Origin of the sequence: Paenibacillus sp. S-12 (assembly GCF_030363895.1) — a bacterium.
GTDB classification, from domain to species: Bacteria; Bacillota; Bacilli; order Paenibacillales; family Paenibacillaceae; genus Paenibacillus_B; species Paenibacillus_B alvei.
Window position 1 is genome coordinate 846,632 of record NZ_JASIUF010000005.1, and the last position, 13,115, is coordinate 859,746.

At 46.1% G+C, this 13,115-nt stretch carries 14 protein-coding genes; 11 read left to right on the top strand and 3 right to left on the bottom strand.

From position 1 onward, the window contains the following. Positions 1–14 precede the first annotated feature (14 nt). On the top strand, positions 15–563 hold the full coding sequence (locus tag NO352_RS06845; protein ID WP_289355154.1) for a peroxiredoxin family protein: 549 nt from the start codon (positions 15–17) through the stop codon (positions 561–563). Positions 564–619: 56 nt separating this feature from the next. Here the strand turns inward: NO352_RS06845 and NO352_RS06850 are convergent, their stop codons facing one another. Together NO352_RS06850 and NO352_RS06855 are read right to left on the bottom strand one after the other, a co-directional pair. Next, positions 620–1,345, bottom strand: coding sequence for an AarF/ABC1/UbiB kinase family protein (locus tag NO352_RS06850; protein WP_483311812.1), 726 nt, complete (start codon positions 1,343–1,345; stop codon positions 620–622). A 2-nt stretch (positions 1,346–1,347) separates the two neighbouring features. Continuing rightward, positions 1,348–1,668: a phasin family protein gene (locus NO352_RS06855; RefSeq protein WP_353961224.1), complete on the bottom strand. Its 321-nt coding sequence runs from the start codon at positions 1,666–1,668 to the stop codon at positions 1,348–1,350. Between the two features lie 993 nt (positions 1,669–2,661). On the opposite strand from NO352_RS06855, the gene NO352_RS06860 reads away from it, so the two are divergent. Continuing rightward, a complete protein-coding gene (locus NO352_RS06860; protein ID WP_289355155.1) occupies positions 2,662–4,164 on the top strand; it encodes a malate:quinone oxidoreductase in 1,503 nt (500 codons plus the stop codon). A 255-nt stretch (positions 4,165–4,419) separates the two neighbouring features. After that, positions 4,420–4,713, top strand: a complete 294-nt coding sequence (locus tag NO352_RS06865; protein WP_289355184.1) for an RNA polymerase alpha subunit C-terminal domain-containing protein — start codon at positions 4,420–4,422, stop codon at positions 4,711–4,713. Between the two features lie 51 nt (positions 4,714–4,764). Here the strand turns inward: NO352_RS06865 and NO352_RS06870 are convergent, their stop codons facing one another. Beyond that, positions 4,765–6,420 (bottom strand): S41 family peptidase, encoded by a 1,656-nt coding sequence (locus tag NO352_RS06870; RefSeq protein WP_289355156.1) that lies wholly within the window; start codon positions 6,418–6,420, stop codon positions 4,765–4,767. A gap of 98 nt (positions 6,421–6,518) precedes the next feature. Between NO352_RS06870 and NO352_RS06875 the strand changes: the two genes are divergently transcribed. The 8 genes from NO352_RS06875 (at position 6,519) to NO352_RS06910 (ending at position 12,923) form a co-directional block, all read left to right on the top strand. Next, the gene (locus NO352_RS06875) at positions 6,519–6,935 is read left to right on the top strand and encodes a YhfM domain-containing protein (RefSeq protein ID WP_005550280.1); all 417 of its coding nucleotides are present in this window, start codon (positions 6,519–6,521) and stop codon (positions 6,933–6,935) included. Between the two features lie 308 nt (positions 6,936–7,243). Continuing rightward, on the top strand, positions 7,244–7,612 hold the full coding sequence (locus NO352_RS06880) for an SH3 domain-containing protein (RefSeq protein ID WP_005550278.1): 369 nt from the start codon (positions 7,244–7,246) through the stop codon (positions 7,610–7,612). 25 nt (positions 7,613–7,637) lie between these two features. After that, positions 7,638–8,033 (top strand): DUF6508 domain-containing protein, encoded by a 396-nt coding sequence (locus tag NO352_RS06885; RefSeq protein ID WP_005550277.1) that lies wholly within the window; start codon positions 7,638–7,640, stop codon positions 8,031–8,033. Between the two features lie 192 nt (positions 8,034–8,225). Beyond that, entirely contained in the window at positions 8,226–9,356 is a 1,131-nt protein-coding gene (locus tag NO352_RS06890) for an amidohydrolase/deacetylase family metallohydrolase (RefSeq protein WP_289355157.1), read from the top strand. Continuing rightward, a complete protein-coding gene (locus tag NO352_RS06895) occupies positions 9,310–10,422 on the top strand; it encodes a DgaE family pyridoxal phosphate-dependent ammonia lyase (RefSeq protein WP_005550275.1) in 1,113 nt (370 codons plus the stop codon). The genes NO352_RS06890 and NO352_RS06895 overlap by 47 nt, the downstream gene beginning before the upstream one ends. Next, complete coding sequence (gene dagF, locus NO352_RS06900; protein WP_289355158.1) at positions 10,415–11,170, top strand: 2-dehydro-3-deoxy-phosphogluconate aldolase; 756 nt, start codon at positions 10,415–10,417, stop codon at positions 11,168–11,170. Before NO352_RS06895 ends, dagF begins: the two co-directional genes overlap by 8 nt. After that, positions 11,163–12,200, top strand: coding sequence for a sugar kinase (locus NO352_RS06905; RefSeq protein WP_289355159.1), 1,038 nt, complete (start codon positions 11,163–11,165; stop codon positions 12,198–12,200). The genes dagF and NO352_RS06905 overlap by 8 nt, the downstream gene beginning before the upstream one ends. Positions 12,201–12,209: 9 nt before the next feature. Further along, positions 12,210–12,923: a GntR family transcriptional regulator gene (locus NO352_RS06910; protein WP_289355160.1), complete on the top strand. Its 714-nt coding sequence runs from the start codon at positions 12,210–12,212 to the stop codon at positions 12,921–12,923. The last annotated feature ends 192 nt before the right edge of the window (positions 12,924–13,115 follow it).

The window sequence follows — 13,115 nt, forward strand, 5'->3', positions numbered from 1 at the left end:
TGGCGGAGGTTGATATGGCTATCTATTTTCAATTCGCTTTGCTAGCATGCGTTATATTTGCAACTATCGTTGTTTACAAAACCTTGTCTTCTATGCTTCAGCGGACGAAAAGCATGGGGGGAGAATGGGAAAGTCGCCGACAATACCCCTTATTGCACCAGCAAGCTCCCTCGTTTGTGTTGCCGGATGTCGGTGATACCCGTTTTGACTTAAGCCATGCCATAGCGAAGAATGGAATCCTGCTTATATTTATCGATTCACACTGCCCATACTGCATCCCCTCATTAGAGAGATGGATACAAGCAAGCATGGAACGGGGAAGCGCCCTAAATGCAGCAGTTTTGCTAAAAGAAAGCGGAATTGGTAGCTACAAAGATCTGTATAGACATAGCAATGGAATCCGATTTTTGCAAGCTGACGAGAACATATTTGAAGCCTACCAGATAACGGAGTATCCATACTTTGTCTATGTGAATTCCAAGCAAGAGATTGTGTATGCTTCTCCGGATCCGGAGGGATGGTGGGGGAGGAAGGACATCCCGCTTCAAAGCTGCGCAGAGTAAAGAGGAATAAATGCTGGAGAAGCTGCGCCTTCAGCACAGCTCCCCGTATTTCCTTGCTAGAACCTGCCGGATCGGAAAATCGACAACAGCAGACAGATGAACATCAAGGCCGCGATGAGGAAGCCGATCTCGATCGCGGGAATGTCCCAGAGCAGCGTCGGCCTCCTGCTTAGCGAGGAGCCAACGATCAGCCCGACCATAATAACACTAAAGGCAAGCAGCACGATGCTGAAGGAGATCCGGTTCTGATCGAGCACCATAATATTGCCCGGATGAGGGTCGGCGTGGAAGAAGCCATCGATGAAGATCAGGTGCAGCATCGCATGCACGAGGCGCTCGGCGATCGATTTGCGCTCTGGCCCGTTCGGGAACCGCTCCATATAGTGGTTCAGCATCATGCCGTCCATATATTCCATTGTCAGCACCTTGGCCGAGGATCGTTCCCAATCGATGCGCGGAATATGGATGCCGGGATCTCTGCGCAGCAGTTGTGCTATCTTATCGGTGTTGCGCCCTTCATGCTGATAGTCGAGCTCGGCAATCATTGACTGGGCGAATTCCTGAACCATTTCTGGGATCTGATATTCGGATACCCAGGGCCAGCGGCGCGTCGCCGCTTTGGTCAGCCCCTGGAGAATTCCAAGATCCCGCTCGATGATGGAAGTAATGCCGGGATCCAGCGGCGGGGCAGGGACAATACCCGACTCAGTCCAATTTCCTCCACAACATCGCCGAAGCCATGACGCATCAACGCCAGGCGATATCGCGGTAGCGGCCCGCATGCCTAATCCGCACGGCCGTCCGTCTCCATATTCGGCTGTCCATCCTCATCGCCAGGTTCATCCGAGCTAGCCCCTTCGAGCGCGGCAATCCGCTGCTCCAGCATCATCCGTTGCTTCAGTGCGATCAGGTCGGAACTGGCGGCCATATCGAAGTCCTGCAGCTTGCGCTTCACCATATCCTGAATAGAGGCGCTAAAGGAGGCTTGCTCCTCTTGCCCCCGTTCCACGAGTTGGTTAACAAGCGCTTTCGACTGCTCGGGAGCGATTTGTCCCTTCTGGACAAGCTCGTCCACGGCTGCCTCGATTTTCTCCTTGCTGACCACGGCGAGGCCCCAGCCCAGGGAGACCGCTTTTTTTCAACAAATCACTCACGTTCCCAATTCCTCCCTCATCGTAATATCCCTAATATGCCCAGGAGGATCTAATTGCATTGATACACCCGAGAGGAGGAGGGAAAACACGATCTGTGAGCCATCCGCTTCCATCAGTCTTCCAGATTGGCGAACTAATAGATCGCACGGGCATAGAATGACGTTGCCTTCAGCATCTCGCCAATGATGATGTACTCATCGACCTGATGCACGCTCTCTTTTTACGCCTGGGAAAGTTGCGCCATTGTCGAGACCGCAGAGTGCATTCTGTCGAGAGCAGCGTGGGCTTCTACTCCGTCACTTCCTCGTATGTACTATAATCAAAGGATAAAACTTAACTATTATAGAGGTAATGACTAATGATCAGTTATAAACCATAAGAGAAGTAGTCCCAATAAGAAATCAAAGACTATCCAAACATTTATGTTTAAAATCAATACTAACAAATGGATTTTTTTATGTTATGATAATATTAATCCTCAAGGAGTCACGGCACCCCAGATTTAACAGCAAATGAGGTCAAATAAGGAGATTCAATGTTTTTGAATCTAGAGTTTAACGAAGGGGTCTCAATTGATATTCCTTTCCACTGAGAACAGGGGTCTTTGCTCTCAGGTTGAATTTTTTTGCTGTTTAAGATTGCTGTTTTCAAGTCGTTGGTGAGAAAAGCATAATGGGGATGATCGCTAATCAAAAATTGGTGGTACCACGAAGTTATTGCGTAGAGCATTTTTTATGTCCAAAAAAGCAGTACTAGCGCAATTAAGGGGGCTCGCAGGGCTGTTATTCACTGGAATCGGCAAACCAAAACAATAACGCTCGGTAAGTAGTTGAGTGATGGCATTGGTTTTGTGCATTCCGATTGACTATCTGGATGAATGAGTCAAGCAGGCAGATGCGCCTATATCTTTTCTACAAATACATTAGCATGTAAGGACGGTAAAAATGATCAACAGACAAACTAAAACAGACGTTATCTTAATTGGTGCCGGAATCATGAGTGCGACATTGGGGACAATTCTAAAAGAATTAGCACCGGACTGGGAAATTACTGTGTTTGAAAAGCTTGCAAACGCAGGAGAGGAAAGCTCCAACGAGTGGAATAATGCAGGAACTGGGCATGCTGCACTCTGCGAGCTTAACTATACCGTCGAAAAACCGGACGGATCAATAGATATAAGTAAAGCAATTAAAATTAACGAGCAATTTCAGGTGTCCAAGCAATTTTGGGCTTACCTAGTTAACAACAATCTCATTCGCAATCCGCAGGACTTTATTATGCCTTTGCCTCATATGAGCATGGTACAAGGGGATAATAATGTTGCATTTCTGAAAAAAAGATTTGAAGCGCTATCATCGAACCCTTTGTTCCAGGGAATGGAATTTTCCGATGATCCGGTTAAATTGCATGAATGGATTCCGCTCATTATGGAAGGCAGAACTGTAAATGAACCGATGGCGGCAACTAAAATTGATTCCGGAACGGATGTCAACTTCGGCGCCTTAACGCGCATACTTCTTGATCATTTAACGAAGAGAAATGTCAAGATTCATTACAGGCAAAGTGTGGAAGACCTCAAGCGTACGAGAGATGGAGCTTGGGAACTAAAGGTGCGCAATCTCCAAAGTGGTTCTGTTGAACGACATACGGCCAATTTCGTCTTTATTGGCGGCGGCGGTGGAAGCCTGCATTTGCTGCAAAAGTCCCGTATCCCTGAAGGAAAAGGAATCGGAGGCTTCCCTGTAAGCGGGCTATTTATGGTGTGCAACAATCCAGAAATTATCGAGCAGCATCATGCCAAGGTATATGGAAAAGCACCTGTTGGCGCTCCGCCGATGTCTGTACCGCATCTTGACACACGATATATTGACAACAAAAAAACATTGCTCTTCGGGCCGTTTGCCGGCTTTTCGCCTAAGTTTTTGAAAACAGGCTCCATGTTTGATTTGATCACATCTGTCAAGCCGCACAACCTCGTGACAATGCTGGCAGCAGGGGCTAAGAACGTTCCGCTGACTAGATACCTGATTCAGCAAGTTATGTTATCGAAAGAAAAGCGCATGAGGGATTTACGCGATTTTGTTCCGAACGCCAAGAGCGAGGATTGGGACTTGGTCGTAGCAGGACAGCGTGTGCAAGTGATCAAGGACACTTCACATGGCGGTAAAGGAACGCTTCAATTTGGCACAGAGGTCATTAATGCCGCAGATGGTTCGATTGCTGCGCTGCTTGGCGCTTCACCGGGGGCTTCCACTGCTGTTCATGTCATGCTGAAAGTCATTGAGCAATGCTTCCCTCAGCATTTGAAAGAATGGGAACCAAAGATTAAACTGATGATTCCATCCTATGGTCAGTCCTTAGCGGGTAATCCTGAGCTTATCCGTGAAATTCAAGCAGCAACGGCAAAATCACTTGGTTTGCACGATGAGTTACAGCCAGTCATGTAGACAATCGCATCTAATAGCAAAAGGCAAGCGGTCTTCATCCGGTACGTCATGGATTGGGGCCGCTTTATTATTTGCTAACGACGCTTGGATGCCATGAATCGTGGAGAATGCAATGATGCTACAATGAAATAATACTTACAGAGGAACTGAATCCTCAACGTCACGTAATGTATGGTAGCTGATTAGGAGAACATTTCCAACTACATTTAAGATGCGCATTGAGATAAGGAGTAAGAGGAAGGAAGAATAATGAAAATGGAAAGATCGAATAAAATAATTAGAACATGTAAACGAGGTCACCAGTACGAGAGAAGCAGTGATTGTCCGATTTGTCCAATCTGTGAGCGAGAGCGAAAACCGGATCAAGAATTTATGTCCCTGCTTTCGGCGCCGGCTAGACGTGCATTGGAGAACATCGGTATTACTTCTCTGGACGAACTGGCAACATACAGCGAAAAAGAGATATTGAAGCTGCATGGGATGGGGCCAGCCTCGATGCCGAAGTTAAGATCTGTTTTGCATGAAGCAGGATTGTCATTCAAATTGTAATTAAATCAAATGCTAAAGCCGCTTATGAATAAAGAATGACGAAATGATAATTTAGTGCATTACTTTCATTGCATATTCCAATTCAAGATCAATCCCATCTACATATTTCGCTATAAATGTATTTCGATTCAAGGGAATTTGAATATCGGGTACAACGCCGCCATTTCCGCTATAATCGCTGTCTCCTTGAATCTCGTAATGCTGGTTCAAAGATCTTCCATCTGGCAATCTAACCGTGAACCCCTCAGGCATGTTAATCGCTATTGCGTTTGTAACCACACCAAAAGAGCCATTTGTAGGAGTGAATCCGATGATTTTCACGTTCGGCAAGCCCTTTAGAACGAGAGGGAGTCCTTCACCGGTGCTGATCGTTTGACTGTTGATTAAGATCGCAATCTTTCCATTATATATTGGCTTATTCGGAGTAACCATTCGTTTTTCATTATAGTTAATTTCGAACTTCTTGGTGTTTCGGTTATAAAAGCTCGTTATTTCGTAAAAGCGTTCTTTCGTGACAAAATGCCCAGCTATATCAGCAGCTAGTTGATCGTACCCGCCTTTATTGTCGCGAAGATCAATAATTAAGCCTTTCATCTGTTTATCGAGAAACTGCTGTAGATAATCGGACACGATGTTGTTAAAGGTTGAGAGAAGATCCTCTGGAAACCAAGAGAGTTTCAAATAACCGTAGCCGCTACTAAGAAGTTTTCCTTCAATGGCATCATGGCCGGCAATTGCTCGTTGCAGCGTCTTGAAGTTGTCATCGTACGCTTGCAGAGTAACTTTTTTTGCTTCCTTGTCGTCTAGGTTGATATATTCGACTGTAACATCCTTACCAATCGGAGCTCTTGTCATAAGCAGTCCTTGATTGTATGTTTTAGCTTGCTCGGTAGCTAATGAGGCTGCGATGATGCCGGAGTTATTGTAAGCTTCTTTACCGTTGCGTCCATCCCAGGTCACTATTTCTGCACCAATTTTTATACCAGCTTTGTCTGCGGGGCTATCCTTGATTACTTTATTTACAAGTACCGTACCATCATCCAACCGAATCGCCGTAATCCCGAATCCTCCTCCGATTTCAGCTTTGAGCTCTGTCATGATGTTGGTTAAGGCTACATGACCATCGGGAATCGAGCTGATGTATTCCTTAAGGGTATGGTAATACAGAGCTTTATCATGTTTCTGTTCGGCTTTTTGAAAAAGCGGCTCGTATTTGCTTCTTAGTTCATCCCAATTGATTTTTTTCCATTCTCCAAATGGGTACTCAATCGACAATCGTTCATTCATCTTCACAAAAGCTTGCGAATAGCCCATATCACTTAATTCACTAGTGGGATTGTACCTAAGTTCACCTGCAAACATAAGGGCGATTACGAATGGGATAGCCCCGATTATACACAAGATCACTCTTGCCACGCGATGCTTAGGCATAGGCCTGTGGTTGCCAGGTCTAAATACCCTCTTTATCGTGCAGAGGAAGAGAAGGAAAGTCCAAGCATAAATCAATAGAGACAAGTCTGATGTGTCACCATATGCGATGCAGAGAACAGCAAGCAAAACGTTGGCACTTGGCAAAAAGTCAAACCATCTGTGGGTCTTCTGAATCGGTACTGCATACCAGAACAGGACAATTAGATTTATGACAGCAAGAGCTATCTGCCAAATTGTAAACCATTTGATGGAATCGATCGTCCCATAAAAACTCATGAGTTTGCTCCTCCTTACAAATCAGTTCTTCTATATAGCCATTCACAAGCTGCCTGAACAATACTTAAAAAATGCCTAAATTTTGAGGGGTGCATGAAATGACAAGCAGGGAATTGATACCTATTCAAAAAGGAATTGTTGCAATTGCAATACTGTTGCTTCTTTTGCTCACAACCGGCTGCGAAGAAGAGAGACACATGATTTCAATCAAGCTCGAATGTGAGCAAACATCAATGGCCGAGAAATGCACCAATTACGAAAGCAATGACGAGAAGGTCATTCAAAAATTCGAAAGGGCGATCGAGACAGCAACCAAGATGTCAGGTGAACTGAACTATGTGCCGCAATACATGGTTACAATCCACTATTCGGACAACGCTGTAGAACAATATCATTTGTCCATCGGAACAGATCAAGCCAAAAAGGGAATTGTTGTAAATCTTGCAGCTTCGCAGATTGGCTATGAGATCGGAAAAAGCTATACCAATCAATTGCGCAAAATATTGGGGCAATAAGATGACAATTATTATTGGCATATCGCTGGGCTATATTTTTATATGAATTTGGGTGCGCACCAACCAACCTACAACCATCAGGTGGCTTGTTATGATCGATTATGAACGGCTTAGTGGAAATCTCATTGCCTTAGTCCTTATAGTAAGAGGATTTTGAGCGATCCGTCTTATAATAGAAAGTATCAAGGAATGGGTCGTTCTATAAACTCGCTCACATCATAAACAAGAACATTTGTTCTTTATCAGGAAGTAGTTTGATAGTACAATACGCAAGGTGAAGTAGTATTTACCATGACGAGGTGTTGCAAATGGAAAAATATATCGTGATTAAGAACCACAGATCCAATTACCCCAACCCGCTCAAATTAGTGAAGGGACAATCCGTCATTGTCGGGGAAGTTTATAAAGGGACGGAAAACTGGGAGAACTGGATTTTCTGTACGACGAATAAAGAGGAAAACCAAAAAATCAGCGGATGGGTGCCGATGCAGTTTCTCGATGCTAAGGGAGCGGAAGGAATTGCATTAGTGGATTATACCGCACGAGAATTGAATGTGAATGAAGGCGATAGACTCGCAGGCCACAAAGAACTGAATGGCTGGGTATGGTGTACGCACCGAATGAACTTCGAAGAAGGATGGGTACCAAAGGAAAATTTACAACTTGAAAATGAATAGATTTCTTAACTAGGAGGCTGCTTCGTTGAATGACATTCATATCCTAACAAAAACAAAAATCAATAGACTGCTCGGATTCATTGATTGCTTTCAAAACGCCGATCATGAACATCTTCAATTCGTGAACGGATATCCGAGTGAAAGCCAAGAGGTTATTGCGTTTCGGAAAGCGCTCGAAGAGTGCGGATTTTTGATTGTATTTGATTGGAGGGCGTGGATTTCGGAGCACGAAATATATAAGGATATCGAGCAAAATATTGAAGAGCAGATTAAAAAGGCGGACGTCGATACGCTGCGCAAGCTGATGACCTGCTATATTCGCGGTGACCGTTTTAATGAAGGATTGTTTGCTGCTGTTGTTCAAAACGGGAATGTTGCGAAAATCTTATACCGATTAAGTGAATTATTTCCGGAGAAATAAAATGTGTTAAATCAACGAGTTATCGTGGGGAAACGGTGACTCGTTTTTTATTTCACAAGACATTATAACGTTATATTGACTCCTCAATGATACGGTGCTACTATGAATTCAAACATTATAATGTTTGATTGGATTTATTGTTATGAATCTAGTAGGCATTCATAGATTATTACTCAAAGCGAGGTGAACAGCATGAGCGAACGGATCGTCGTAAGAGGCGTGAAGCGTCTGGACGGAACAGCTATGGACATCGTGATTGAAGATGAAATCCTTGCACATATCACGGAAGCAGGCGAGGGTCAAGGGGAACACATTCTGGATTACAGCGGCTCCGATACCTTTGTGTCCAGCGGCTGGATTGATATGCATGTCCATGCTTTTGAGGAGTTCGATCCTTATGGAGATGCGATCGATAAGATCGGTGTGGAACAAGGTGTTGCGACCATCGTCGATGCCGGCAGCTTGGGTGCGGAACGGATTGGTGAGTTAAGAGAGAAGGCTGGACAGTCAGATACAAATGTACTTGCGTTTCTCAATATATCCAAAATCGGACTAAAACGAATCGACGAATTATCGGATTTGGCATGGATTGATGAATCCGCTGTGCAAGAAGCCATAGAAAAGCATAGGGATTTCATCATCGGTCTAAAGGCGCGGATTAGCCGTAGTGTTGTACGGGGCAGCGGTATTGAACCGCTTCGAATGGCACGGCAATTTTCTGAGGACACAGGGCTTCCTATTATGGTACATATCGGATCGGCCCCACCCAATATTGAAGAGATTGTCCCATATTTACAGGATAAGGACGTCATTACTCATTATTTGAATGGCAAGCCGAATAACTTATTTGATGAAAATGGTGAACCGCTTCGCGTATTGCTCGACGCAATCGCACGCGGCGTTCATCTCGATGTGGGTCATGGAACCGCGAGTTTCTCCTTCTGCGTAGCGGAGGCAGCTAAGCGGAACGGCGTTCCGCTCCACACGATCAGCTCGGACATTTATCGGGGGAACCGGCTGAAAGGTCCGGTATATAGCCTTGCTCACGTGTTGTCCAAGTTCCTTTATCTTGGCTATACATTAAATGAAGTGATTGCGTCAGTAACGACACGCGCTGCAACATGGCTTGGCAAGCCAGAGCTTGGCCGAATCCAGGTGGGCGATCGCGCGAACTTGACGCTATTCGAAGTACGGAATGAACCGATTCAGCTTATCGATTCGGAGGGCGATGTCCGTACGGGGCATCAACATATCGTAACGAAGGGAGTATTTGCAAATGGCAAGTACGTTGCATGCGAAGTACGGACTGAAGCGCGTCATTAATGCGAGTGGACGAATGAGCATTTTGGGAGTTTCCGCTGTGTCGGACACGGTTATGGAGGCCATGAAGCTCGGCGGACAAAGCTATGTAGAAGTTGCTGACCTTGTCAACAAAGCGGGGGATTATGTTGCTGAACTTATCGGCTCGGAAGCGGCTGTAATCGTGAATTCAGCATCGAGCGGGATTGCACTCTCGGTAGCTGGCGTTGTCACGCAGGGAGATCGTCGTAAGAGTCTTCGACTGCATCAGGATCCGATCGAGAAGAACGAAATTATCATTTTAAAAGGCCACAACGTACAGTACGGTGCTCCTGTTGAAACGATGGTGTATTTAGGGGGAGGCAAGCTTGTAGAGGTCGGATATGCAAATGAGGGAAAGGTTGAGCATATTGAGGATGCGATTCACGACAAGACAGCAGCGATTCTGTATGTGAAATCCCATCATGCCGTCCAGAAAAATATGATTTCGGTCGAAGAAGCCTGGGAAGTCGCACAGCGAAATGGAATACCGCTCATCGTCGATGCGGCCGCGGAAGAAGATGTGCAGAAGTACGTGCAAGTCTCCGATCTGGCGATCTATAGCGGTTCGAAGGCTATTGAAGGACCTACAACGGGCATCGTTGCCGGGAAGCGGCAAGCCGTTGAATGGGTAAAGGCACAGTTGCATGGCATCGGGCGCAGCATGAAAGTCGGAAAAGAATCGGTATTTGGATTGCTGCAGGCGTTGGATGAATATATGGTGAAGGAAGACAAAAGCGAGCAAGAGAAGGTGGAGCTTGCCAAGCTAATGCCGCTTAATGAGCTTGAGGGCGTTTCCTGTACGATCGTGCAGGATGAAGCGGGACGCGCCATTTTCCGTGCACGAATCAGCATTGATTCTGCTCTGTCCGGCACAACTGCGAGAGAAGTCGTGACAGGACTTCAAGCGGGTGAGATCGCTATTTATACCCGAGATTATGGGGTTAGACAAGGATACTTTGATATCGATCCGCGTCCACTTATGGGCGATGACATGGATGTTATTGCAGCACATATTCGTAAACTAGTAGGAGGGGCTACACATGTCTAATATGGATAAACGCTTGTACAAAGGACGTGCAGCGCTGAACGTGCTGGCCAACAGTGTGGAGAACGCGAAGGAAGTATTCAAGGCGGCAGAAGGGCATGTGCTGGTAGGCGTACTGTCCAAAAATTATCCGACTGTCGAAGCAGCCGTCGCAGCGATGAAGGAGTACGGGGCAGCAATTGATGATGCGGTATCGATTGGACTTGGCGCCGGAGACAATCGCCAAGCGGCAGTGGTAGCCGAGATTGCAAAATATTATGGCGGCGGACACATCAACCAGGTGTTCCCGGCAGTTGGGGCAACTCGTGCAAACTTGGGCGGCAAGGATAGCTGGATTAACAGCTTAGTGTCACCGACCGGACAGGTTGGATATGTCAACATTTCGACGGGCCCTGTAAGTGCGGATCAAGCAGACAAAGCGATTGTTCCAATTAAGAGTGCAATCGCGCTCGTGCGTGATATGGGTGGAAATGCTTTGAAATACTTCCCAATGAATGGGCTTGCCTGTGAACAGGAGCTTCGTGCTGTTGCGCAGGCATGCGGCGAGGCAGGATTCGCGCTTGAGCCAACGGGCGGCATCGATCTTGACAACTTCGAAGCCATTTTGCGGATTTCGCTTGAAGCGAACGTGCCGATCGTAATCCCGCATGTGTACTCATCCATTATCGATCAAGCAACAGGCAAGACGAAGGTGGAAGACATCCATACCCTATACGCAGTGATGAAAAAATGGGTCGAGCATTATGCTTAATGTGCCTAAGCAGGGCTTCAAGAGAGTTGCTGCTTTCGGAGAAGTGATGATGCGGCTGACGGTTCCGGGAGTTGAGCGGTTGAGTCAAGCCAGCAGGCTTGATTACTCGTTTTCAGGAACGGGCGTTAATGTCAGCTCGCAGCTGGCCCGCTTCGGTCACGAAGCATATTTAGTATCCAGATTGCCGGACAATCCGTTTGGGGAAGCTGCTGAAGCCTATTTGCGCAAGCTTGGAATTGGTACGGCGTTCATCACCCAGGGCGGCAAATATATCGGAATGTACGTTTTGGAGAAGGGGTTCGGGGCGCGTCCAGGCCGTGTGACTTATACAGACCGGCTTGGGAGCAGTTTCAATACAGCTCCCGAGGATACATATTCCTATGCAGATATCGCAGCCAATATTGACGCGATTCATTTCTGCGGTATTGCACTTGCCATGAATGATAGTGTACGCCGCCATATGAAGGCGCTGGCATATGCGGTGAAGGCAGCAGGAGGATTAGTCATCTTCGATTGCAATTATCGTCCTGCGCATTGGGGAGAGGGCGGTTATGCGAAGGCTAAAACCCACTATGAAGAAATGCTGCGTGCAGCCGATATTGTCATGATGAATGAGATGGACGCCATGCTGACATTAGGAATGGAGACCGAGAAGCTGGATCGGCGTGAACAACTAGAGGAGTTGATTCCGCGCGTCGCCAAGCAGTATAATATTTCGGTCATCGCAGGTACTCATCGCTCGATCCATGAGAATCAGATGCATTCGCTGCAAGGTTTTTTATATAAGCAGCAATCCTTTGCGTTTTCAGAACGGTTAACATTTGCTGTCCATGATCGAATTGGAGCAGGTGATGCCTACACTTGCGGCATTCTGCACGGAGAATTTCAAGGCTATTCGCCGGAACAAACGGTAGAATTCGCTGCTGCTTCTAGTATGCTGGCGCATACGATCGAAGGTGATACGCCAATGGCGACCGAACGAGAGGTGCTGCGGGCAATGATGGAGTCAGGGATAGATGTGGAAAGGTAGGCCGTAACATTGAGATTGTCACGCAACAAACGACCCTTATACGTACAAGTAAGAAATATTTTGCGCGAGCGCATTTTGCATGGGGTATACCCGCTTGGATCCTATATTCCGTCAGAGCCTCAGTTGGAAGAAGAATTTCAAGTCAGCAAAATTACAGTACGCAATGCGATTATAGAGCTTGTACAGGAAGGATATGTAGAAAAAGGAAGCGGAAGAGGCACGAAGGTCATTCGCAATACATCTGCCTCAAAGCTGTCCAAATGGAAGCGATTTACGGAAATTCTTGTTGAGGAAGGACATACAATTCAAAAACGGGTTATTCGGGCCGAGGTCGTTCCGAATGTGGAAGGAAGCGTTCCATACCGATTGTTTGGTGATCGATGTCTGTGCATCGAGCGCGTATATGATTTGGACGGTTCACCGTATATCCACTATACTCACTATTTGGTGCATCAAGCGGAAGGTCTTGATTTGTCAGAATTAAATGAGCAGTCATTATATGAATGGCTGGAAGAGCAGCAGATCGAACTGGGGAAATATAAGGACGAATTTGCTGTCGCGACAGCACCAGAGACCGCAAGAGCAATTCTTACTGTGAGTAATGATCTACCGTTATTGAAACGTTCCCGGTATTCCTATGACGTGGATGGGTCGCTTATTGAATATAGTGAAGGTTACTATCACACGGAGCTCCACAGTTATGTCGTTAATTATGATGGTTAAGCTTTTGCGGGGACGAATTTTTATTTAGCTAATATTCTGGACAGGAGCCCTTCTTTTGTAGATACAATCGTCTATTAGAGGAGGAGTAACTCCTGTCTTTTTTCGTTGCAAAAGAAGTTGAGTTCAATTGTGAATAATGATTGACAAAAAACGGCGTCCATTTACATAAAATTAAAGAATTATACTAATTTA

What these genes read in the sequence shown, in the direction of transcription:
- NO352_RS06870 (WP_289355156.1), bottom strand. Translation starts at nt 6,420, where the DNA reads ATGAGTTTTTATGGGACGATCGATTCCATCAAATGGTTTACAATTTGG.
- NO352_RS06860 (WP_289355155.1), top strand. Translation starts at nt 2,662, where the DNA reads ATGATCAACAGACAAACTAAAACAGACGTTATCTTAATTGGTGCCGGA.
- NO352_RS06875 (WP_005550280.1), top strand. Translation starts at nt 6,519, where the DNA reads ATGACAAGCAGGGAATTGATACCTATTCAAAAAGGAATTGTTGCAATT.
- NO352_RS06880 (WP_005550278.1), top strand. Translation starts at nt 7,244, where the DNA reads ATGGAAAAATATATCGTGATTAAGAACCACAGATCCAATTACCCCAAC.
- NO352_RS06850 (WP_483311812.1), bottom strand. Translation starts at nt 1,345, where the DNA reads ATGCGGGCCGCTACCGCGATATCGCCTGGCGTTGATGCGTCATGGCTT.
- NO352_RS06845 (WP_289355154.1), top strand. Translation starts at nt 15, where the DNA reads ATGGCTATCTATTTTCAATTCGCTTTGCTAGCATGCGTTATATTTGCA.
- NO352_RS06890 (WP_289355157.1), top strand. Translation starts at nt 8,226, where the DNA reads ATGAGCGAACGGATCGTCGTAAGAGGCGTGAAGCGTCTGGACGGAACA.
- NO352_RS06895 (WP_005550275.1), top strand. Translation starts at nt 9,310, where the DNA reads ATGGCAAGTACGTTGCATGCGAAGTACGGACTGAAGCGCGTCATTAAT.
- dagF (WP_289355158.1), top strand. Translation starts at nt 10,415, where the DNA reads ATGTCTAATATGGATAAACGCTTGTACAAAGGACGTGCAGCGCTGAAC.
- NO352_RS06865 (WP_289355184.1), top strand. Translation starts at nt 4,420, where the DNA reads ATGGAAAGATCGAATAAAATAATTAGAACATGTAAACGAGGTCACCAG.
- NO352_RS06905 (WP_289355159.1), top strand. Translation starts at nt 11,163, where the DNA reads ATGCTTAATGTGCCTAAGCAGGGCTTCAAGAGAGTTGCTGCTTTCGGA.